Annotated in this window: 21 protein-coding genes; 18 read left to right on the top strand and 3 right to left on the bottom strand. The window is 33.4% G+C overall.

What is annotated here, in order from left to right:
* From A6M55_RS06660 to A6M55_RS06690, 7 genes are all read left to right on the top strand, one after another.
* On the top strand, positions 1–367 hold a 367-nt coding region (locus A6M55_RS06660), incomplete at its 5' end, for a WbqC family protein (RefSeq protein ID WP_197491672.1).
* A gap of 151 nt (positions 368–518) precedes the next feature.
* A complete protein-coding gene (locus A6M55_RS06665) occupies positions 519–3,059 on the top strand; it encodes an ATP-dependent Clp protease ATP-binding subunit (protein ID WP_015030573.1) in 2,541 nt (846 codons plus the stop codon).
* A 39-nt stretch (positions 3,060–3,098) separates the two neighbouring features.
* Positions 3,099–3,893 (top strand): O-methyltransferase, encoded by a 795-nt coding sequence (locus tag A6M55_RS06670; protein WP_229235485.1) that lies wholly within the window; start codon positions 3,099–3,101, stop codon positions 3,891–3,893.
* 108 nt (positions 3,894–4,001) lie between these two features.
* A complete protein-coding gene (locus tag A6M55_RS06675; RefSeq protein WP_064196976.1) occupies positions 4,002–5,225 on the top strand; it encodes a cysteine desulfurase in 1,224 nt (407 codons plus the stop codon).
* Between the two features lie 64 nt (positions 5,226–5,289).
* Positions 5,290–5,709, top strand: a complete 420-nt coding sequence (locus tag A6M55_RS06680) for a SufE family protein (protein ID WP_015030576.1) — start codon at positions 5,290–5,292, stop codon at positions 5,707–5,709.
* Positions 5,710–5,734: 25 nt separating this feature from the next.
* Positions 5,735–6,046, top strand: a complete 312-nt coding sequence (locus A6M55_RS06685) for a DUF59 domain-containing protein (RefSeq protein WP_015030577.1) — start codon at positions 5,735–5,737, stop codon at positions 6,044–6,046.
* A 105-nt stretch (positions 6,047–6,151) separates the two neighbouring features.
* Complete coding sequence (locus tag A6M55_RS06690; protein WP_015030578.1) at positions 6,152–6,577, top strand: BrxA/BrxB family bacilliredoxin; 426 nt, start codon at positions 6,152–6,154, stop codon at positions 6,575–6,577.
* Positions 6,578–6,650: 73 nt separating this feature from the next.
* Here the strand turns inward: A6M55_RS06690 and A6M55_RS06695 are convergent, their stop codons facing one another.
* On the bottom strand, positions 6,651–7,379 hold the full coding sequence (locus A6M55_RS06695; RefSeq protein WP_015030579.1) for a TIGR00730 family Rossman fold protein: 729 nt from the start codon (positions 7,377–7,379) through the stop codon (positions 6,651–6,653).
* Between the two features lie 191 nt (positions 7,380–7,570).
* Here A6M55_RS06695 and rpiB point away from each other — a divergent pair, with 191 nt between their 5' ends.
* On the top strand, positions 7,571–7,999 hold the full coding sequence (gene rpiB / locus A6M55_RS06700) for a ribose 5-phosphate isomerase B (RefSeq protein ID WP_015030580.1): 429 nt from the start codon (positions 7,571–7,573) through the stop codon (positions 7,997–7,999).
* Positions 8,000–8,046: 47 nt separating this feature from the next.
* On the opposite strand, the gene A6M55_RS06705 is transcribed toward rpiB, so the two are convergent.
* Positions 8,047–9,396: a hypothetical protein gene (locus A6M55_RS06705; protein WP_015030581.1), complete on the bottom strand. Its 1,350-nt coding sequence runs from the start codon at positions 9,394–9,396 to the stop codon at positions 8,047–8,049.
* Between the two features lie 257 nt (positions 9,397–9,653).
* Here A6M55_RS06705 and rbfA point away from each other — a divergent pair, with 257 nt between their 5' ends.
* From rbfA to A6M55_RS06735, 6 genes are all read left to right on the top strand, one after another.
* Positions 9,654–10,028: a 30S ribosome-binding factor RbfA gene (rbfA, locus tag A6M55_RS06710; protein ID WP_015030582.1), complete on the top strand. Its 375-nt coding sequence runs from the start codon at positions 9,654–9,656 to the stop codon at positions 10,026–10,028.
* Positions 10,029–10,078: 50 nt separating this feature from the next.
* The gene (locus A6M55_RS06715; RefSeq protein ID WP_064196977.1) at positions 10,079–11,281 is read left to right on the top strand and encodes an FtsX-like permease family protein; all 1,203 of its coding nucleotides are present in this window, start codon (positions 10,079–10,081) and stop codon (positions 11,279–11,281) included.
* Positions 11,282–11,325: 44 nt separating this feature from the next.
* Positions 11,326–12,288 carry a hypothetical protein gene (locus A6M55_RS06720; protein WP_064196978.1) on the top strand — a complete coding sequence of 321 codons (963 nt, stop codon included), beginning with the start codon at positions 11,326–11,328 and terminating at the stop codon, positions 12,286–12,288.
* A 19-nt stretch (positions 12,289–12,307) separates the two neighbouring features.
* The gene (locus A6M55_RS06725; protein WP_229235486.1) at positions 12,308–14,806 is read left to right on the top strand and encodes a M1 family metallopeptidase; all 2,499 of its coding nucleotides are present in this window, start codon (positions 12,308–12,310) and stop codon (positions 14,804–14,806) included.
* Positions 14,807–14,936: 130 nt separating this feature from the next.
* On the top strand, positions 14,937–15,959 hold the full coding sequence (locus tag A6M55_RS06730) for a radical SAM/SPASM domain-containing protein (RefSeq protein ID WP_064196980.1): 1,023 nt from the start codon (positions 14,937–14,939) through the stop codon (positions 15,957–15,959).
* A 44-nt stretch (positions 15,960–16,003) separates the two neighbouring features.
* The gene (locus A6M55_RS06735) at positions 16,004–17,206 is read left to right on the top strand and encodes a nucleoside permease (RefSeq protein WP_064196981.1); all 1,203 of its coding nucleotides are present in this window, start codon (positions 16,004–16,006) and stop codon (positions 17,204–17,206) included.
* A 64-nt stretch (positions 17,207–17,270) separates the two neighbouring features.
* Here the strand turns inward: A6M55_RS06735 and A6M55_RS06740 are convergent, their stop codons facing one another.
* Positions 17,271–18,491, bottom strand: a complete 1,221-nt coding sequence (locus tag A6M55_RS06740) for an FtsX-like permease family protein (protein ID WP_064196982.1) — start codon at positions 18,489–18,491, stop codon at positions 17,271–17,273.
* Positions 18,492–18,617: 126 nt separating this feature from the next.
* Between A6M55_RS06740 and A6M55_RS06745 the strand changes: the two genes are divergently transcribed.
* The 4 genes from A6M55_RS06745 (at position 18,618) to A6M55_RS06760 (ending at position 24,174) form a co-directional block, all read left to right on the top strand.
* Positions 18,618–19,565 (top strand): hypothetical protein, encoded by a 948-nt coding sequence (locus tag A6M55_RS06745; RefSeq protein WP_064196983.1) that lies wholly within the window; start codon positions 18,618–18,620, stop codon positions 19,563–19,565.
* Positions 19,566–19,614: 49 nt separating this feature from the next.
* Positions 19,615–21,078: an MBOAT family protein gene (locus tag A6M55_RS06750; RefSeq protein WP_064196984.1), complete on the top strand. Its 1,464-nt coding sequence runs from the start codon at positions 19,615–19,617 to the stop codon at positions 21,076–21,078.
* 106 nt (positions 21,079–21,184) lie between these two features.
* Complete coding sequence (guaA, locus tag A6M55_RS06755; RefSeq protein ID WP_064196985.1) at positions 21,185–22,714, top strand: glutamine-hydrolyzing GMP synthase; 1,530 nt, start codon at positions 21,185–21,187, stop codon at positions 22,712–22,714.
* A gap of 203 nt (positions 22,715–22,917) precedes the next feature.
* A complete protein-coding gene (locus A6M55_RS06760; protein WP_197491673.1) occupies positions 22,918–24,174 on the top strand; it encodes a TolC family protein in 1,257 nt (418 codons plus the stop codon).
* Positions 24,175–24,200 lie beyond the last annotated feature (26 nt).

The following is a 24,200-nucleotide window of genomic DNA, read 5'->3' on the forward strand; positions in this document are numbered from 1 at the left end:
TGCGGCTTATGGTAAATCTCCTTTTTTTGAGTTTTACGCCGATTATTTCCAAAATATTTTAGACAAAAAAAATACTTTTTTATGGGATTTGAATTTTCAAATGCTGACAACTTGTCTGAAATTGTTAAAGGTTAATAGGACAATTAGTCATACTGAGGTCTATCAAAAAGAAGTTGATTCAAATGTTTTTGATGCAAGAACTCTATTTAATCCCAAAAAACAAGTAATTGAAACTAGTTTTTATCTGCCAAAGCCATATCAACAAAATTTTGGCAATGAATTTGTGCCAAATCTCTCAATTATTGATTTATTATTTTGTCGTGGAACTCAAGCCCTAGAAATTTTAAAAAATTCTTCGCTAAATTGAACACACTTAATTAATAAACCGTTATATTGCAATATAGATATTGTGCGAATGGATACAAAATGTGTTGATAAATAATAGATTAAACTATCTACTTCATCGCCAAATTGGTACCATTCAATCAATTAAAATTTAATCATTCAAAATTATTTTAATGGAGCCAAAGTTTTCACAAAAAGTCAAAGAAATCATCACCTTAGCACGTGAAGAAGCTTTACGTCTAGGACATGATTATATCGGAACCGAACACTTGATTTTGGGGATGATTAGAGATGGTGAGGGGATTGCTCTAAATCTATTGAGAGATTCTGGCGTACAACTCGATGAGCTACGTACCACTATTGAGCAGGCTACGAAAGGAACTGCTACCAATAACATTAAAAACTTGGCGAATATTCCACTTACTCGTCAGTCTGAAAAAGTATTAAAAATTACGCATTTAGAGGCTAAAATCTTTAAATCGCAACTGATAGGTACAGAGCATTTGCTATTGGCAATTTTGCGTGATGGCGATAACCTCGGTGGCCAAATTTTACAGAAGTTCCACCTTAACTACGAACAAACAAAAGAAATGCTTGAGTATCAACTTACTGGTCAGAAGCCTGTGATGGAACGTCCGGAGACTGATGATGATGACGAAAGAATTTTCGGTGGAGGCACTGGTGGGTACTCTCAGCAAAAAGGAGAACAAAAAAATCCTGAGAAATCAAAAACGCCTGTTTTAGATAACTTCGGACGCGACCTAACCAAGTTTGCAGAAGCTGGTAAATTAGACCCGATTGTAGGACGTGAACAAGAAATTGAGCGTGTAGCTCAGATTCTTTCAAGACGTAAGAAAAATAACCCAATTTTAATTGGTGAGCCTGGTGTTGGTAAAACCGCTATTGCAGAAGGTTTAGCACTTAGAATTGTGCAGAAGAAAGTTTCAAGAATTTTGTTCGGGAAACGTGTTGTTACGCTCGATTTAGCTTCTTTAGTGGCCGGTACTAAATACCGTGGACAATTTGAAGAAAGAATGAAAGCGGTAATGAATGAATTGGAGAAATCTCCAGATGTAATTCTTTTCATCGATGAGATTCATACCATTGTAGGTGCTGGAGGTGCAAGTGGCTCATTGGATGCTTCGAATATGTTTAAGCCAGCTTTAGCTCGTGGCGATATCCAATGTATCGGTGCAACAACCCTTGATGAGTACCGTCAATACATTGAAAAAGATGGGGCTTTAGCTCGTCGTTTCCAAATGGTAATGGTTGATGCAACATCAGTTGATGAAACCATCGAAATCTTAAATAACATTAAAGATAAGTACGAAGACCATCACCATGTAAATTACACACCAGAAGCTCTAGAGGCAGCGGTAAAATTATCAGAGAGATACATTACTGACCGTTATTTACCAGATAAGGCGATTGATGTTTTGGATGAAGTGGGTGCTCGTGTACACATCAATAATATTTCTGTTCCACAAGATATTTTATTCTTGGAAGAGCAAGTTGAATTAATCAAAAAAGAGAAGAATCAGGTTGTGAAGAGCCAACGCTATGAAGAAGCCGCTCAATTACGCGACCGTGAAAAGAAACTTTTAGAGCAACTCGACAAAGCCAAACAAGCTTGGGAAGAAGAAGCTAAAACTAAGCGTTATACCGTAAGCGAAGATAACGTTGCTGATGTTGTAGCAATGATGACAGGTATTCCTGTAACACGCGTGAACATGAACGAAGGTGAGAAAATCTTGAAAATGGGTGATGCACTTCGTGGAAGAATTGTTGGCCAAGATGCTGCAGTTGAAAAATTGGTTAAGTCGATTCAGCGAACAAGAGTTGGTTTGAAAGACCCTAAAAAACCAATTGGTTCATTTATTTTCTTAGGTCCAACCGGTGTTGGTAAAACGGAGCTTGCTAAAACACTCGCTACTTATCTTTTTGATAAAGAGGATGCACTCGTAAGAATAGATATGAGTGAATATATGGAGAAATTTAGCATTTCTCGATTAGTTGGAGCCCCTCCAGGATACGTTGGTTATGAAGAAGGTGGTCAATTGACTGAAAAAATTCGTAGAAAACCATATTCGGTAGTTTTGCTTGATGAGATTGAAAAAGCTCACCCTGATGTGTATAACATTCTCTTGCAAGTACTTGATGATGGTATTTTGACTGATAGTCTTGGTCGCAGAGTTGATTTCCGTAATACTATTATCATCATGACCTCAAATATTGGGGTACGTGATTTGAAAGATTTTGGGACAGGAATTGGATTTGCAACAAAATCAAGAGTTGAGAGCCAGGATGATATGGTGAAAAGCACAATTCAAAATGCTTTGAAGAAAACTTTCTCACCAGAATTCTTGAACCGCTTAGACGACGTAATCGTGTTTAATTCTTTGAGTCGTGAAGACATTCACAAAATCATTGATATTGCTTTAGGAAAATTGGTGGCACGTATTACTAACATTGGATATAATATCGAGCTTACTGAAAAAGCAAAAGATTTCTTAGCAGAAAAGGGTTACGACCAACAATACGGTGCAAGACCATTGAATCGAGCGATTCAAAAATATGTGGAAGACCCACTTGCTGAAGAAATCTTGAAAGGTGATGTGCAAGAAGGTGATACTATTTTAGTTGATTATAGCGGAGAAGGCGAAGCCCTTTCTTTTGGTAGAACTAAAAAAGAAGAATCTATTGAAAAGAATTAATTCTTAGAATCTAATAATGAAAAAGCACGGCAAACTGTCGTGCTTTTTCATTATTTTTGTGCCATGATTTTTGATTACATTAAATATATCTTCAAAGCAAAAGACGAGCATTCGCTACATTCCCCCTTTCTTTTTGATTTCTACACTAGAATTGTAAAAGATAAAACAAATTATGGAGTTTATAGTGAAATTGAAAATTTACGTAAACAAGCTCTGAAAGATAAAAGACTAATTAATATTACCGATTTTGGAGCTGGAGCAAAGTTAAATAGCAATAAGCAAAGAATGGTAAAAGATATTGCTAAGCATTCTCTTAAAAGACCTCAATTAGCCAAATTCTTACACCGTATCATTAGCTATTATAATTATAAAAATATCCTTGATTTAGGAACTTCTCTGGGCATTACCACGGCATATTTGGCCAAAGCAAATCAAGATTCACAAGTAAATACATTTGAAGGTTGTGCTGAAACCGCTAATGTTGCACAAGAAAACTTCGATGCTCTTTCAATCAATAATATTTCATTGAATGTTGGGAATATAGATACCCTTTTACCCGAAGTTCTACAAAAAATTGAGAAAATAGATTTTGCATTTTTTGATGCCAACCATCGATTTGAACCAACAATAAGTTATTTTGAACATTGTGTAGGCAAAATTCATGAGGATTCCTGCTTTGTTTTTGATGACATTTATTGGTCTAATGAAATGAAAATGGCTTGGGATACTATAAAAAAGCATCCCGAAGTAAGCATTAGTATAGATTTCTATTGGATTGGTATTGTATTTTTCCGAAAAAAGCAGCCTAAACAGCATTTCATTTTAAAATTTTAAACTAATTTAGAATTATTCCAAACTAAATGTTTTACTTGATTGTTGTTCTAAAAGATAGCAGATTTTAAGGTCAGTTTGATAAAACATTAGTTTGACTAACAAAACAATATGTCAGTTTTAGATATAAATAAAATTCGTAGAGATTTTCCGATATTAGATGAGAAAGTAAACGGTAGAGATTTGGTATATTTCGATAATGCTGCTACAACACAAAAACCTGTAAAAGTATTAGAGGCCTTATCAAATTATTACGGTCATTACAATGCTAATATCCACCGTGGGATTCATTATTTAGCTGAAAAAGCTACCACCGCGTTTGAGGATTCTCGTACTACTATTCAAAAATTCATGAATGCGGCCCATAAAGAAGAGATTATCTTTACTTATGGAACTACTGATGGAATTAATTTGGTAGCACAAACTTATGGACGAAAGTTCTTAAAAGAAGGAGATGAGATTATCATTAGTACCCTAGAACACCATTCTAATATTGTTCCTTGGCAAATTCTTTGTGAAGAAAAAGGATGTATTTTGAAAGTGATTCCTATTGATGATAATGGTGATTTGATATTAGAAGAATTTGATAATTTACTTACTGAAAAAACAAAATTTGTTTCTGTAGTGCATGTATCAAATGCTTTAGGTACTATCAATCCTATAAAATATATCATTGATAAGGCCCATGCAATTGGTGCAAAAGTATTAATTGATGGTGCTCAGGCTTCTTCACATATAACTATTGATGTGCAAGAGCTTGATACCGATTTTTATGTTTTTTCTGCACACAAATTATTTGGTCCAACTGGAATGGGTGTATTATATGGTAAATCAGATATTCTAAATGCCATGCCACCGTACAGAGGAGGAGGTGAAATGATTAAAGAAGTTTCTTTCGAAAAAACAACTTATAATGAATTACCCTATAAATTTGAAGCGGGTACACCAAATATTGCCGATGTGGTTGCAGTTAAATATGCCATTGATTATATTAATGAATTAGGAAAGGAAAACATTGCGGCTTATGAAGATGTATTGTTGAAATATGCAACTGAAAAGTTAACTGAAATTGAAGGTTTAAGAATTGTTGGACAAGCCAAGCAAAAGGTTTCAGTAGTTTCGTTTGTAATTGATGGCGTTCATCCACAAGATATTGGTGTGATTCTCGACCAACAAGGAATTGCTGTTCGAACAGGGCATCATTGTACACAACCATTGATGAAACGCTTAGGTATTCCCGGAACTTCAAGAGCTTCATTTGCTGTTTATAACACAACCGAAGAAATAGATAAGTTGATTATGGGTATCCATAAAGTAAAAAAGATGGTTCTTTAAAATTAAAGTTTAGATGATAAACTTTGCAGTATAATTAATTGAAAAGTTTCAGCATTGGGTAAATATGACCATTAACGAAATACAAGATGAAATCATTGAAGAGTTTGAACTTTTTGATGATTGGGAAGGAAAGTACGAATATATTATTGATTTAGGGAAAAAGTTGCCGAAGTTGGCAGACGAATACAAAACTGAAGATAATATTATTAAGGGTTGTCAATCTGTTGTTTGGCTTCATGCTTACAAGAAAGATGATAATCTTTTTTTCGAGGCTGATAGTGAGGCTATTATCGTGAAAGGCTTGGTGAGCATGTTAGTAAAAGTAATGACTAATCATACGCCAGAAGAAATAGCGAATGCAGATTTATATTTTATTGATAAAGTAGGTCTTTCGAGTCATTTGGCACAAACTCGTTCGAATGGTTTGGCGTCAATGGTAAAACAAATGAAGGCTTATGCAATTGCCTATCAAGCAAGAAATTAAGGATTGGTTCTAATTAAAAATAAAAATGAACGAGCAAGAATTAAAAGAAAAAGTAATTGAAGCAATTAAGCAGGTTTATGACCCTGAGATTCCAGTGGATGTTTATGAGCTAGGTTTGATTTATGATATAAAAATTTTTCCTGTAAATAATGTTTATATCTTAATGACCCTTACCTCGCCTTCATGCCCTTCAGCCGAGTCAATTCCTGTAGAAATTGAACAAAAAATTCGAGAAATTGAAACGGTGAGCGATGTAAGTGTCGAACTTACTTTTGACCCGCCTTACTCGACAGAGATGATGTCGGAAGTGGCAAAGCTTGAACTTGGATTTATGTAATTTCGAAAACCTGTAGGTTATCATATAAAAGTGTTGATTTTTCCCCTACAACACATTAAACCAAATAAAAAAGCTCCCCTTTAGGGGCAGGGGGCACTTAATACTATGTATCCTCCTCATTTAGTAGCACCTATGAAAGCAGATTTAGTAAATGCTGGCTTTCAAGAATTACTTTCTTCGTCTGATGTAGATAATTTCATGGCCAATCAAAAAGGTACTTCTTTGGTTGTCATTAACTCGGTTTGTGGCTGTGCTGCCGGTACTTGTCGCCCAGGTGTGAAATTAGCTTTACAAAGAACAGAAGCTAAACCAGATTCATTGGTTACTGTATTTGCTGGTGTTGATACCGATGCAACTCAACAAATGCGTTCATACATTCCGTTTCCTCCATCATCACCTGCGATTGCCATTTTTAAAGATGGAGAAATTGCACATTTTATCGAAAGACACCACATTGAAGGTCGTTCGGCTGAGATGATTGCAATGCACCTTTCGGCAGCTCTTGAAGAAATTGTTGGAGAGGAAGCTTAAAAAAGTTATGAGTTCTGAGTATTACACCGATATCCTATGGTGAACCACTCAGAACTCATTACCTCAATACAAATTAGAAGTTTGGTTTCAATAAATATTTGCCGTAGAATTCGTCAATTACTTTCACTGCGTCTTCAGCAGTATCTACCAATTTAATTAGTTTTAAATCTTCTGGATTTATATTTTTTTCTTGCTCACACATAGTTTGTGTCAACCAATCTAGTAAGCCTTTCCAGTATTCACTCCCAACCATTACAATAGGGAAACGGGCAATTTTCTTAGTCTGAATTAATGTTAAGGCCTCAAAAAGTTCGTCGAGTGTGCCAAAACCACCGGGCATAACTATAAAACCTTGAGAGTATTTCATGAAACAAACTTTTCTTGCAAAGAAATAATCAAAGTTGATGCTTTTATCTTGGTCAACGTAGCGATTAGGCACTTGTTCAAATGGTAATTTGATGTTTAATCCAACCGATTTTCCTCCATTTTCAGCTGCACCTTTATTTCCTGCTTCCATAACCCCAGGGCCTCCACCAGTAATCACACCATAACCTCTAGATACTAATTTAGCTGCAATTTCTTCTGAAAGTTTATAATATTTGTGGTCGGGTTTTGTTCTAGCCGAACCGTAAATAGTTACACAAGGACCAATTTTTGCTAATCGGTCGAAACCATCAACAAATTCTGCTACTGTTTTTAATATTTGCCATGAATCTTGACTCTGAATTTCATTCCAGCCTTTTTCTACAAATGCCTCACGAATCAATTCTTCTTCATTTAAAATAATTTCTTTTTCTGCCATAATTTTATTTTTTATTATAGACAATCTTTTGTCTGTCGATAAACTTTTATTTGGTTGAATTAGTACAATTCTTCTGTTAAGTTCAAGAGAATTGGATAATGAAAACGTATATTTGCAAAAAAAAGTTTATAATACCTAAAAAATGAATTTTCTTGCTTAAAGAAGATTCAGATTTCCAAAATAATAATACTATGAAAGTAGCAATTGCAGGTGACCACGCAGGATTTGAATACAAGAAAATTATTCTTCGTTATCTTCAAGAACAAAACTATCAAACTGCAGATTTCGGGCCTTACACTGATGAATCAATGGATTATCCTGATACTGCACATCAATTATCAAGTGCGGTAGAAAGTGGTGAGTATGAATTTGGGATTTTGATTTGTGGTAGTGGCAATGGTGTTTGCATGACCGCTAACCATCATAAAGGTATTAGAGCAGGCTTGGCATGGAATGTTGAAGTAGCAGCATTAATCAGACAACATAATAACGCAAATGTAATCTGTTTGCCAGCTCGTTTTATTGATGAAAATTTGGCATTAGATTGTGTAAAAACCTTCTTGAGTACTGAATTTGAAGGTGGGCGTCATGCCAGAAGAGCCGATAAAATATCTTGCTAAGTGATAATGAAAGAGGCATGAAAAATCTTTTTCATGCCTCTTGAAGTTTAATATTTCCTCTGATAAATACCCTTTATTTTTGTTCCTTGATAATCATCTGCCAATGCAGGAATTCTCTTGAATATTTTGGGAATGACATTCTCTTTATCAATGATTATGGTTGGCGGGTCTTTCTTGAAATTATCAAAGATATTAATGATACTCTCATAATTATCCGGATTTTCTAAATCAATTTTCGATAACTCCCAGTTTAGGTAGCATGTTGCTGCTTTACCGTAGGTATATTCATCAATACGTTCGCCGATTACCAACATTTTTTGTCCTTGCATAAGCTGTGGTAGTTCTTTGGGTTTAACACGCATGTCGGTTAGCTGTTCAAAACCTTTCCCGATAATCGGTGTTACGCCTTGATATTGAATCATTAAGGTAACTATTAGAAATACAGTAAAAAGTAATTCTGGAAGAAATGCTCCTCGGAGGTGAAAAAACCAACCCGTGATGAAATATGCAAAAAAAGGAACAAAGATAATAAACTGCATCGGAGCAACACTTGGCGAGAGAAACAAAGCAATTAGAGAAGCAATGCCCCATATCAACATGATTTGTTGGGTACGTTGCTGATAACTGTTATATCTACTTACTTGAGTTTGACGCAAGAAACCCAGAACTGCTAGTACAGAAGGAATAGAAATAGCTATAAAGGCACTTTTGAAATCTTCTAAACTATATTGTTTGATTTTGAAGATTCCATTGAACCAATTATACTTAAATTCATCAAGACTATCGTAAAAATAGAAATAGAGTGCCGATAAAAATATGGGAAAGACGAATCCAAGAATGGCAAGGAAATGTTGGCGTAAATTGGCATTGGTAAAAAATACCAAGCTAGAAATACTCCAAAATATAAATACCATTGTTGGTTGGTGAAATAGAGAAGCAATGCCAATGTAAAGTCCAACTTCAAACACTTCGTCAGATACACCCTCACGGCGTTCCATCTGTTTAACCAATTTATTGAATGCAAAAAGTAAAAAAGTTGTTGATAATAAAACAGGTGAAAGTTTACTAATATCAAACGAGATATTCATCAACAATACATAGATTAACCCTGGTGCATAATTCTTTTCAAGATACGTTTGTCGAGTATTACAAACAAAAGTAAAGTAGATAGCCTGAAAATAGGTGATAAGTAATGCAATGAATTCATAGACAAATTGAGACCTTCCAAATGAAACATCAATAGTCCAATATATGAATGATGCGAGTGGGCCAATGTTGGTCCATACTTCACGATATAGAAAACGTCCATCATGGATTTTTTCACCGACCAACATCCATTCTAATTCAGGTAAAAGTAAAGGTAGTTTTTGCCCAAGAAATGGAAGTTTGATTATCACAACTAGAATTAGAAGTGAAAAAATGTGAAACAGAGAATTTAACCTAAAAAATGTTAGCAAGGCTTTAAGGATATTAGTTATACTGCAAAGTTATGAAAAAAGAAGTTGATGTATAAAACTTTACTTTATTTAACCCCAAAAAATGCGGATATTTGCATAAAATTGATTGTTGAAGGTATTTAAGAACGTAATTTAAGTAAATGGTTTTATATATTCGTTCAAATATTCTGAATTCAATCATTTAAAATAAAAAAATGATGGAATCAAAAAGACAAAAACAAGTAGCAAAACAGATACAGAAGGATTTAGGTGAAATTTTTCAGCGTGAAATGAAAAGCCAATTAGAAGGTGCTTTCGTAACAATTACAGATGTAAAAGTTACGCCTGATTTGGCGATTGCAAGAGTTTATTTAAGTTTTTTATTGACAAAAGACAAAGAAGGTATTCTGCAAATAATCAGAGAAAATACAAAGTCAATTCGCACGCAACTAGGAGAAAGAGTGCGTCATCAATTAAGAATTGTGCCAAATCTTCAGTTTTTTATTGATGATACCGCCGAATATGCCCAAAAAATTGATGCACTTTTTGCAACTATTGTCATTCCTCCAGCGGAAGAGGAAACCGAGTCTTAATTAATTCATTAAAAATTAATGTTTGAATACTTTAATTTTAAAAGCAAGCTTTGAACCTATCATTTCTTATTGCCAAACGATATTTTTTTTCTAAAAAGAAAAAAAGCTTTATCAATTTTATTTCCATTATTTCGATGCTGGGTATTGGTATCGGTACGATGGCTTTGGTAATTGTATTATCGGTTTTTAATGGTTTAGAAGACTTAAATCGAAGAATTTTCAAATCATTTGACCCTGATTTGAGGATTTTACCAATGGTAGGAAAGAGTTTTATTTTGGATGAAAAACAATTAAACTTAATAAAATCTCTCAATGGAATTGATTATGTAACGGAAGTAATCCAAGACAATGCTTTAGTGAAATATGAAAATTCTCAAATGGTAGTTACACTAAAAGGGGTTGATGATGGTTTTCAAAAACATAGCCCTTTAAGGAAATCACTTGTTGAAGGAAATTTTATCCTCCAAAAAGATAGTGTTGATTATGCATTTATTGGAGGTAATGTTTATGGTGCTTTGAATATCTCATTACAAAATATCATTGAACCACTCGAAATTTGGTATCCTCGTAATCGGAAATCGGTTTCTTTGAATCCAGATGATAATATCAATCGATATACTATTAATATATCAGGAGCTTATTCTTTGGAGCAATTTCATGATGATTATGTCTATGTGCCACTATCAGTTGCACAACAATTAACCGAATACGGAAATAAAAGAAGTAGCCTCGAAATTCAAGTTAAACAAGGTTTTGAGATTCCAGAAATTCAAAAGGAAATTAAAAAAATCTTAGGGGAAAACTTTCTTGTACAAAACCAAGACGAACAAAATGCCTCCTTATTTAGGGCCATTAAAATCGAAAAACTTTTTATTTTTATAGCTCTATTGTTTATCATTGGGATTGCCTCTTTTAATATTTTCTTTTCTTTAACCATGTTGGTTATTGATAAGCAACAAGATATTAAAACGATTTTTGCCATGGGGGCTGATGAAAGTATGGTCAAAAGGATTTTCTTTTCGGAAGGAGCAATTGTATCTTTTATTGGTGCAATCGTTGGCCTAATTTTAGGCGGTTTGATTTGTTTCTTACAAGAAAATTTTGGTATCATCAAAATGGGAATGGAGAGTTCGATTGTAGATGCTTATCCTGTAAAAATGCAACTTTCAGATTTTATTTTAACATCAATATCTATCATTATTATTACATTAATAGCCTCTTATTTACCCGCTCAAAGGGCAGCCAAAAACTAATATTTTTAAAAAATGTTGTGATTAAAATTAATTGAATTAACCCAATGAATAAAATATTAGGAGTAATAGTACTGTTTTTTTCGTTAAATCAAGTTTTTGCTAAAGATTTTGTAACTATTGACACAACTAAGCGTTGGATACTTGCCAATAATAGAATTGATTACGATGAAATTCATCTAATTCCTTTCCAAAAGAGTAAATTAACACTCAATACATTAGTGCTACAATTTGCAGAGAATGGTAAAATTCGATACGATTATGAAACCAATTCAAAATTTGGAAGTAATTCTGAAATCAAATATTTAGATATAAATACCTCTTTTTCTGCATGGGAAATAGATACTGTTAATCAATTACTATTACTTACCATACAAGCGGGCTATGAAACGTTTGATGATTTTCGATTTAAACGCTCTTATAAAATTGAACAAGGAGCTAATGGCCTAGTTTTAAAGCAAGTGAGTGAAGAGTTTTTTGCAGATTTAAGAAAGGAATCACAAGCGAGCGTAGGAACACTTAGAAAGCCTCTGGCTACACCATTAGTACAGGTTGATTATTTTGAGAAAATCCAAACCTTATTTGATAAATCAAAAAAATGGATTTTAGTAAGAAATAGAATTGAGCGAGGGGATATTCAATTTACAACTTATGATGAGTCGAAATTAACGATTAACAATTTGGTTATGTCTTGGCTCAAAAATGGGAAAATTGAATATGAATATGAGAGTGACCCTAAAATTAGATTTTGTGCGGGTGTAGATTTTTTAGATATTGATACCGATGAAACTACTTGGGAATTCGATAATAAAAAAAATATTCTTACACTTACCTTAAAAGGAGGGTATGCAAGTTTGGATGATTTTAAGTTTAAGCGTGAATACTTTGTTGAGATTATTGATGATGGCTTTGAATTAAGAAAAATAAAAGAGCACTATTTCAATGATTATCGTAATAGAGGAAGAGAACATAAAGAAATTCGAAAAAGAAAAGAAAGAGTAAAGTATTAAATTGTTTGAAGAAAAAGGTATGAGGTTTTTTTTAAGTTTTGTGTTTTTTTGTTGGGGTATCAGCGTTTTTGCCCAAGAAAACACCATTTTAGCTCCAACTAAGGGTCAGTATAATCCTTCACGTACGAAAGAAGTTGATTTGGTTCATACAAAACTTGAGCTTAAACCAGACTGGAAAAATCAATGGCTTTTGGGAAAAGCAACCATTACATTAAAACCTCACTTTTACCCACAAACACAAGTAAGTTTAGATGCTAAAGGCTTTGAAATTAAGGAAGTTACACAGAACAACAAGCCTCTTAAATTTGAATATAACAAATTAGTTTTAAAAGTAGATTTAGCTCAAGTTTACACTCGAAAGGATACATTTTCATTACAAATAACATACATTGCTAAGCCAAATGAGTTGCCTACTGGAGGAAGTGAGGCAATAACTTCAGATAAAGGCCTCTATTTTATTAATCCTTTAGGTACAGAATTAGATAAACCTCAACAAATCTGGACACAAGGTGAAACAGAAGCTAATTCTTGTTGGTTTCCTACCATAGATTCGCCAAATCAGAAAATGACCCAAGATATTTTCTTGACGGTAGAATCTAAGTTTACTACACTTTCCAATGGTAAGTTAATTTCATCCAAACTGAATTCAGATGGCACTCGCACTGACTATTGGAAACAATCAAAACCTGCCGCTCCTTATTTGACAATGATTGCAGTTGGCGATTTTAAGAAGATTATTGACCCCAATTTTAAGGATTTTGAAGTTAGCTACTTTGTAGAACCCAAATTTGAAAAATACGCAATGAATATTTTTGGTCGAACTCCAGAAATGATTCGGTATTTTGAAAAACTCCTAGGAGTAAAATTTCAGTGGGAAAAATATGCTCAAATGGCTGTCCGTGATTACGTTTCTGGAGCAATGGAGAATACAACAGCCACGATTCACGGTGAGTTTATTCAAAAGGATAATCACCAATTGGTTGATGACAATGATGATGGGGTGATTGCCCATGAACTTTTTCATCATTGGTTCGGAGATTTAGTTACTTGCGAATCTTGGGCAAATTTACCATTAAATGAAGCTTTTGCTAATTATGCTGAATATTTGTGGGCAAACTATAAGTATGGGAAAGATGAAGGCGATTTAGTGTCGTTTATTGCACTAAATCAATATTTAGATGAATCTAAAGAAAAACAAGAGCCACTCATCAGATTCCAATATAATGACAAAGAAGATATGTTTGATTCACATTCTTACGCAAAGGGTGGGAGAATTTTACACATGCTCCGAAATGTTGTTGGTGATGAGGCTTTTTTTGAAGCTTTAAAGCAGTATCTTTTACAATATTCCTACAAGACTGCCGAAATAGAAGATTTAAGAATTGTATTTGAAAATGTGACAGGTCAGGACTTGCATTGGTTTTTTGAACAGTGGTTTTTGAAGCCAGGTCATCCTATTTTAAAGGTTTCACATGATTACAAAGAAGGCAAAATATTGTTGAATATCAAACAAATTCAAGACACCACCTATACACCAATCTATCGTATTCCATTGAAAGTTTTCGTAAAAACAGAAGGTGAGGAGTTCGTTAAAGAAATTGTGATTGATAAGAAACAACAAAGTTTTGAAATTGCTGCTAGTTTTTCTCCAAAAATGGTGCTCTTAGACCCCGAAAATATCTTGGTTGGTAAAATAGAGCACCCAAAGTCGAAGGATGAGTTGATTTATCAATTTTATAATTCAGCAAATACAATTTCAAAGCTTAATGTACTTGATTCATTGACTTTTATTCCAGAAGAAGATACAACTTTCTATTATCCTGCAGCCGACAAGAAAATTAGACAATTGTTGATTGATGCAACTAAGGATAAATTCTGGCGAGTAAGACAATTTGCCGTTCAAAAACTCTTCGATTATGATGGCGAGGATTTCCTTGAAGTAGAAAGAGCTTTACAATATAGAGTTATTCACGATGAGCGTTCGTATGTACGTGCGGATGCAATTTTAGCTATGAAAGGCTTCCAAAATTCTCATAATGATAAGCTTTTTAGAGAGGCACTCAACGATAGTTCATATACAGTGCAAGCGGCGGCTATTGAGGCACTTTTGGCTACTAAGCCTGTCGATGCTTTAGAGTTGGTTTTAAAATTTGAGACTTCAACTGACCCCAATATTTTTGCTGCGGTTGCCAATTATTTTGCTGAGGAGGCTTCACCTCTGCGATTCGATTGGTTTATGATTCATTTAAAACAAATGAAAGGAAATGATTTATACCAAGTATTAGGAATTTTTGGTACTTATTTAGTGAAATCTTCTACCGAAATTCAATTGAAAAGTGTACCTCTTTTAAAACAAATTGCACAAAATGATTCTCAATGGTATGTTCGTTTTGCAGGAATGCAAACCTTAAATCTAATCAGTGATAATAAGGAAGTAAAAGCCATAATTAAGGAGATTACAGATGCTGAGAAAGATGAACGACTGAAAAAAATCTACAAACAATTCAAGGATATTTAGTTGGAAACAATTAAAAATATTCGATTTTTGACTAAATTTAGGGTCGTAATGCAATTTTGAATATGCGAAATGATAATGAATAGTATTATCATTTTAAAATATACTTTTAATACCTAAACCCACATTTATAATGAATAGAAATATTCAAGATGGATTAAATTTTTTCTCTAAAGTTACTTGGCCGAGAGCTTGGAATGCTTTGAAAAATGTGGGTAGTTATCTTGAATCAAAAGTTACAGGACGACCAATTCATAGAGGCTTACCGATTGCAATTTCTATTGAGCCAACTACTTCATGTAATCTTCGTTGTCCAGAATGTCCGAGCGGACTAAGGAGCTTTACTCGTCCAACGGGTATGCTTCCTGAAAATCTTTTTAAGCAAACCATTGACGAACTTTCAGAAACACTACTATATTTGATTTTCTATTTTCAAGGAGAGCCATATTTACATCCGAAATTCTTAGAATTAGTTAAATATGCTTCCCAAAAAGGCATTTATACTGCTACTTCCACTAATGCACATTATTTAACAGATACTTTGGCAAAAAAAACTATTGAATCGGGTTTGGATAGAATGATTATTTCAATTGATGGAACAACCCAAGATGTTTATGAACAATACAGAGTTGGTGGAAATTTAGATAAAGTTATTGAAGGAACTAAAAAGATTGTGCATTGGAAAAAAGAGTTAAAGTCAAAAACGCCACACATTATTTTTCAATTTTTGGTAGTTAAACCCAATGAGCATCAAATTGAAGATGTAAAGCAATTAGCCAAAGAAATTGGTGTTGATGAAGTAGCTTTTAAAACAGCACAAATTTATGATTACGAAAATGGCTCGCCCTTAATTCCAACGATTGATAGATATTCAAGATACGAAGACAGAGGAGAGGGGCAGTATAAAATCAAGAATAAGCTACTTGACCATTGTTGGAAAATGTGGCATTCATGTGTAATTACTTGGGATGGTTTGGTTGTTCCTTGTTGTTTTGATAAAGATGCAGAATACAGAATGGGAGATTTAAAAGCTAAATCATTCAAAGATATTTGGCAAAGTGCTCCTTATCAGCATTTTAGGAAATCGCTTACAACAGCACGTTCGGAGATAGAAATGTGTAAAAACTGCACAGAAGGTACAAAAATTTGGGGATAATCTAAATAAAACTTAACAATCATATAATCTATTTTTTAAACACTATGACACCTCTAACACGAATTAAATTAATGTTGATGATGTTTCTCATGTTTTGTACTTGGGGAGCTTGGTATGGCCAAATGGGAAAATATTTATTTACATCTTTGAATGCAACAGGCGACCAAATAGGAGGGGCTTATGCGACATTCTCTATCGCTTCGATTGTTGCACCATTCTTTATGGGTATGATTGCAGACCGCTTCTTTTCTGCTCAAAAAGTGATGGGTGTTTTAAATATTATTGGGGCAATAATTCTATATTTTTTAATTCAAACTAAAGACCCAGATGTATTCTTCTGGTATATTTTGGCTTACACGATAACTTTCGCACCAAATTTAGCACTTTCAAATTCCATTGCGATGAATCAAATGGAAAATCCTGAAAAAGAATTTCCTTCGATAAGAGTAGTTGGTACAATTGCTTGGATTGTCATTACAAATATTATTGGTTTCTATGGTGTAGGCGATAAGGTAACAATCTTCCAAATTGCTATGTTTACTTCAATTGCTTGGGCGGTTTTTGCATTTACGCTTCCAAATACACCTCCAAAAGCAACTAAAGCAACTTCTATCGGCGAGATATTAGGTACAGATGCGTTTGTATTATTCAAAGACCGTTCGTTTTTGATTTTCTTTATTTGTTCAATTTTAGTTTGTATTCCGCTTTCATTCTACTATGCTCACGCCAATTTATCATTGACAGAATCAAATATGACAAACGTTGAAAATAAGATGTCTCTTGGTCAGGTTTCTGAAGTTGGTTTTATGCTTCTTATTCCTTTTGCTTTAAGTAAATTTGGAATCAAGAAAATGTTGATAGTTGGCTTAATTGCTTGGATTGTACGCTTTATTTGTTTTGGTTATGGAGATGGAATTTCATCTGCATGGATGCTTTATTTAGCGATTGTTCTTCACGGTGTATGTTATGACTTCTTCTTTGTTACCGGACAAATTTATACAGATAACAAAGCGGGTGAAAAAATTAAGAACTCAGCTCAAGGTTTAATTACTTTAGCCACTTACGGAATTGGTATGGGTATTGGTTCTATCCTTTCTGGCAAAGTTTTAGATAAGTATACAACAAAAGTAGGCGAAGTAAGTACGCACGATTGGACATCAGTTTGGATGGTACCTGCGGCCATTGCTGCAGTAGTATTAGTACTTTTTGTTCTCGTTTTTAAAGATAATACAAGAGCAAATGCTTAATAAAGAGATACAAAAAAAGGGACTTTGCGAAAGCAAAGTCCCTTTTTTATTGGTTCGAAAATAACTAGCTTTTGAATTTGAGTGATTCAACTAATTTCATTTTTGAAACTACAAATGTTGGAATGGTAATAACTGCCCAAACTAGTATAACCGTTACAACATTTAGCCATAAAACTGTTAGCCAATCAATAGAAATTGGAACAAAACTCATATAATAGCTTTCGGAATCTAAGGGAATAATTTTGAATTCTTTTTGCAGAAAACAGAACCCTAAACCAATGATATTTCCATATGCCATTCCTTTGATAATGATTGTTAGACCATTGTAAATAAATATCTTTCGAATTTTGGCATTATCAGAACCTAATGCTTTTAATAAACCAATCATTGGTGTTCGCTCCATCATCATTACCAGCAAGACAGAAATCATATTAAAACTAGCAACTAACAAAATTAGTCCAATAATCACGATAATATTTCTGTCCATGAGGCTAAGCCAATCAAAAATGGCTGGAAACATATCGGTAACTCTTAATATTTGCATGTCTTGGTCTATTTCATCAAAAACTTGTTTGGCGGTAGCATCTAATTGGTCAAAATTTTTGATAAAAATTTCATAATGACCCACTGTTTGATTATTCCAATCATTCATTTTCTGAATTAATGCTAAATCTCCTAGAATGAAGTTTTTATCAAATTCTTCCAAACCTGTTTCATAAATACCAACTACTTTTACTTTTCTAATTCGTGGAGGATTTTGAATAAAGTAAATACGTACTTCCTCAGAAAGTTTGATTTTTAGCTGATTAGCTATTTTTTTACTGATAATTATCTCATCAGAATAGGTTGTATCCTTAAAATTTATTTTTCTACCTTCGACCAAATTTTCATTAAAAGTATCCCAGTCATAGTCTTTTCCAACGCCTTTTATCACAATACCAGCGTGTTCTTCTGTTGATTTTAATAAACCAGCTTTATTAGCAACTACCTGAAGATGCCTGATTTCGGGGATTTTTCTGTAATTTTGATGAAATTTTGTATTTATTGTCAAAGGCGTTTCCTCAAACGATTGATTCAGCGTAATTTTGCTAACTTGAATGTGAGAACTCAAACTAAAAAGTTTTTCTTTGATGGTTTTTTTGAAGCCAATCAAGATACTAAATGAAATAATCATCACAGCCAAGCCAATTGCAATACTTGATATCCCAATCTTTGTAACTGTTGAAGTAAATGTGGTTGTGTTGGTTTTTTGAATTCTTTGAGCAATAAACCTTGGTAAATTCATTATAATTTAAAATCTGATATTTTACAAAACTATCATTTTTTGAACCAAACATTGAAATTTTGGGGTCAATTTTATTAAAAATACTCATCAAAAAATGATTTAATTTGTTTTTGTACATTAATTTATATGAATATAAAAATCTTTTTAATTAAAGTAATTGTATTATCTGCCCTTTCATGGGGAACTATTGAGGCATTTTTCTATTTTGACCCTTACAAAAAACACGACTTTGAAACATCCTACAATGCAATTATTATTGATAAATATAAAATTCTTCAAGAAACACCATCTCCAAAAGTTGTTTTGATAGCTGGTTCTAATTTTGCTTATGGAATCAATAGTAAATTATTAGCAGACTCTCTGAAAAAGCCTGTTGTAAACATGGCTATTCATTATAATTATGGCTCGAAGTTTATGCTAAAGCAATTAGAATCAGAATTAAAGAAAGGTGATACAGTAATTATGGGTTTTGAATATATCATTGAGAGTAAAGGAAATATCAGTGAACAAATGTTGATGGCTCGATATTTCCCAAAAGCACATGAATGGATTGAATATGATGATATTTTTGAAAGAATAAGGGCTTACAGTTTGTTGAGAATCAAAGTTTTTAGGGTTGGTTTAGAGCGATTAATCAAACAAAATAAAATTGATTATTCAATTAACGATACCACCAGTGTGTTTTTTAGAGGGGCGGCCAATCAATATGGAGATTTAGTAAGTCATTATAATAATCCAAGATTTAAAACTATCCCAAGGGCAATTTTGAGTGATAAAATGAGTTTAAAAGAATCAATTCAAGATATGAATTTATTCTATAAAACAATGAAAGCAAGGGGAGTAGAGGTATATTTTGTCTATCCAACTTATTCGGAGGAAAATTATGCTTTAGATAAACCAATTATTGAAAAATATAAAAAAGAGTATGATTCTTTAGCCGTTTTTCCAATTTTAGGTAAACCCACTGATTTTGTTTTTGCAGATTCGCTTTATCATGATATGGCCTATCACCTAACACAAAAAGGCGGAGATATTCGAACCGGAAAAATTATTCAGCTATTAAGAAAGAAATAAAAGCATCATAAAGTACTTCCATTTGAAGACTTTATTCTCTGATAAAAATATGATTTTTAATTCAATTGAATTTTTATTGTTTTTTCCCATTGTTACGATTATTTATTTTTTGTTGAAGCATAATAATAGATGGTGGTGGCTTTTGGCAGCAAGTTGTGTATTTTATATGGTTTTTAAGCCTGAATATCTTTTGATTTTAGGCTTTACGATTGTAGTTGATTACTATGCTGGGATTTGGATTGAAAATGCACAAGGAAAGCAAAAGAGGCTTTACTTGATTATGAGTTTGGTGGCAAATATTGGGGTTTTGGCATTTTTTAAATATACAAACTTTGCCATTTTTGCCTTAGCACAGGCCAATATCGCTCATTTTAAATTACTTGATTTTATTTTACCTATTGGCTTATCTTTTCATACTTTTCAAGCGATGAGTTATACAATTGAAGTATATCGTGGCAATCAAAAGGCTGAAAGACATTTTGGTATATATGCACTTTATGTAATGTTTTACCCACAGTTGGTGGCGGGGCCAATTGAACGACCACAAAATGTCTTGCATCAATTCTATGAAAGGATGACTTTTGATTATGCAAGAGTTACGAGCGGCTTAAAACTAATGGCTTGGGGGCTTTTTAAAAAAGTAGTCATTGCCGATCGATTAGCTCTATTTGCCGATAAAGTTTATAATAGTCCGATGGAATATGAAGGAATTCCAATCATCGTAGCTACGTTTTTCTTTACCTTTCAAATTTTCTGCGATTTCTCTGGGTATTCAGATATTGCTCTTGGTACTGCCGAAGTGATGGGTTTTAAACTCATGAAGAATTTCGACCGTCCGTATTTCTCTAAAAGTATTTCTGAGTTTTGGAGAAGATGGCATATATCACTTTCAACGTGGTTCCGTGATTATTTGTATATCCCATTAGGTGGTAATCGGGTTAGCAAAACTCGACAAAATTTCAACCAATTTTTGGTTTTTGCAGTGAGTGGTTTGTGGCATGGAGCCAATTGGAACTTTATTATTTGGGGAGCATTACACGGATTTTATTTGATTTTTGCCCGATTGACAAAGAAACCAAGGGAGTTTTTCTACAAAATAACTGGAATTGAGCGAATTCCAATGCTTCATAAAAGTATTCAAGCTTTCATTACGTTTTTATTAGTTGCTTTTGCATGGATATTTTTCAGAGGAAATTACCTTGAACAAAGTCAATGTTGGCATTTGATTACACATTTATTTACGAATCTTCCAACTTGGCATGAGTTCTTGACTTATCAATATTTATCTCAAAATGTTTTTTTAGGCTTTACCATCGTTGAATTTATTATTGCTTTATGCTTAATAATCTTCATGGAAATGATTCATTATATTCAAAGAGATAAAAGTATCCGAGCAATCATTTCAAGTTATTCTACTCCAAAAAGATGGATAATATATTATGCTTTCATGATTGCCTTTTTCCTGCTTGGCGTTTTCGACCAACCTGCCCAATTTATCTATTTTCAGTTCTAAAACTCTATTCGTTTCATATAAAAGACCATAATAGTTGGTAGGAGAAAGAAACTTTGTTTGCAAGCAAAGGCTTTTTCTCCTAATTTTGTATTTTAGAAATGTAATCATGACCGAACAAATCCTTATTCTTGATTTTGGCTCGCAATTTACCCAGCTTATTGCCCGTCGAGTTAGAGAACTAAATGTGTATTGTGAAATACACCCTTTCAATAAAATTCCCGCTATTACACCCGAAATTAAAGGTGTTATTCTTTCAGGGAGTCCGTGTTCAGTAAGAGATGAAGATGCTCCGATTGTTGATTGGCAAGAATTTGCCAAAACGCTTCCTGTTTTGGGTGTTTGTTATGGAGCACAAATGATGGCTCAAACTGGCGGTGGCGAAGTGGCTCCCTCTTCAATTAGAGAATATGGACGCACAATTTTGAATAAAGTAGATAATCGTTACGCTTTATTTAAGGACGTGGCTGATGATACTCAAGTTTGGATGTCGCACAGTGATACCATTGCACAGCCTCCTAAAGATGCGGATATTATTGCTTCTACTGATACAGTAAAAGTTGCAGCTTTTAAAATAAAGGAAAAACCAGTTTATGGTATTCAGTTTCACCCAGAAGTGACACATACAGTTTTGGGAAAAACAATTATTAAAAACTTTGTGGTGGATATCTGTGAATGTTCTCAGTCTTGGACGCCCGATTCATTTGTAGAAGAAACAATCAAAGATTTACGTGAAAAATTAGGCGATGATAAAGTAATTATGGGTCTATCTGGTGGTGTTGATTCATCGGTAGCAGCAACTTTAATTCACCACGCAATCGGAAAAAATCTATATTGCATATTCGTTGATAATGGTTTGCTTCGTAAAGGTGAATTTGAAGAGGTGCTTGATTCATATAAAGGTTTGGGGTTAAATGTCGTGGGTGTTGATGCGAAAGATAGATTTTATGAAGCATTGAAAGGTTTAACAGACCCTGAAGCTAAACGAAAAGCTATTGGAAAAACATTCATTGATGTTTTTGATACCGAATCTCATAAAATTGAAGGAGCAAAATGGTTAGGTCAAGGAACAATCTATCCTGATGTAATTGAGTCAGTTTCGGTCAAAGGCCCTTCAGTAACTATCAAATCGCATCATAACGTGGGTGGTTTACCTGACTTTATGAAATTGCAGGTAGTTGAACCATTGAGATTACTTTTCAAAGATGGTGTTAGAGAAGTAGGTAAAGCTTTAGATATTCCTCAAAATATTTTAGGACGTCATCCTTTCCCAGGACCAGGTTTAGGAATTAGGATTTTAGGCGATGTAACTGCTGAGAAAGTACAAATTTTACAAGAAGTTGATGCCATTTTTATCAATGGTCTGAAAAGTTCTGGACTGTATGATAAAGTATGGCAAGCAGGTGCAATGTTGCTTCCAGTACAAAGTGTAGGAGTAATGGGTGATGAACGTACTTATGAAAGAGTTGTTGCCCTTAGAGCTGTAACGAGTATAGATGGAATGACTGCCGATTGGGCACATTTACCTTATGAGTTTTTAGCTGATGTTTCTAACGAAATTATCAATAAAGTGAAGGGAGTCAATAGGGTAGTGTATGATATTAGTTCGAAACCACCAGCAACCATTGAGTGGGAATAATATATGATAATTATTAATTATGATGCTAAAAGGGCTGGTAAATTTAAGTTTATCAGCTTTTTTTATTTAGTTTAAGGTTAGTCTATTTGATAATTCAAAACTTCTTTTTTCCATAATACTTCTTTTAACCCTTTTTTAATCTTCCTTTAAAATCTACTTGATATTCAAAAAACAATTTTACATCATCAAAATAAATGAATGTGATGAAGAAATTGATTTTTGTTTTACTATTACTGGGATTTAGAGTTTCTGCACAAAGTGATACGTTGAAGCTGACTTTAAAGCAAGCTGAAGATGATTTTTTCAAGGAAAATCTTCAGTTAGTGGCTGCTAAATTGGGAATTTCCGAAGGTAGAGCATACGAATTACAAGCTGGTTTGAGACCCAATCCGAGTCTATATTTTGAGCACATGCCTTACAATACACAAAACAAGGAGTTAGGAGGTTTAAAAAAAAATAATGCGGAGCAAATTATTCAATTTCAATACCTCGTTCAAGTTGCCCAAAAACGCCAGAAGGCCATTTCTCTTGCTCAAGCAAATACCGAACAAGCTGAAAATAGCTTTAGAGAATTAATCAGAAATCTTCAGTATCAATTACATGCCACTTTCTATGATTTATATTTTACCAATCAGGCATTGGTAGTTTATGAACAAGAAATATCAACGCTCCAACAGACCTTAAATGCTTATCAAGAGCAATTTAATCGTGGAAATGTCCCTTTAAAAGATTTAGCTCGATTAAAAGCTTATTTGGTTTCACTGAATACTGAAAAGCAATCATTGATTCAACAAAAATTTGATGACGAAAGAGATTTAGGTTATTTGCTTGGTTCAAAAAAACAGTATACTATCGAACCAGTGGTTGAATCAGTTTTTACGAATGTTGACTTTAATAAGCTGACAATCAGTGATTTAATAAATATTGCTTCGGAAAATAGATTTGATTTGAAAGGTGCATTGACACAAAGAAAAATTGAAGAGCGTAATTTGGAATTCCAAATGGCTAATAAAAAACCAGATTTGACTTTTCAAATGACATATGACCGAAATGGTAGTTTTGTTCAAAATTATTTAGGACTTGGCGTTAGCATGAACCTACCTGTTTTTAATAAAAACCAAGGAAATATTCAAGCCGCTCAAATAAGAATACAAGAAGCTGACAAATTACAAGAATCGTATCAGTTGAAAGTAGAAAAAGATGTTCAAAATGCTTTCTATAAAGCACGTCAAGCAGATACAGTTGCTAAATCAATTGACAGTAAGTTTAGTGACGATTTTTCTAAACTTATCGCTGGAGTATTAGATAATTATCGAAAACAAAACATTACAGTTGTTGAGTTTATAGATTTTTTTGACTCTTATAAACAAACAATTTTGCAATATAATCAACTGCAAAACGATAGAGTATCTGCCTTTGAAAATCTAAACTTTACGGTTGGTAAAGCAATTTTGAACTAATTTTTATCGAAATTATATATTTAAAA

This window comes from Emticicia sp. MM (genome assembly GCF_001649495.1).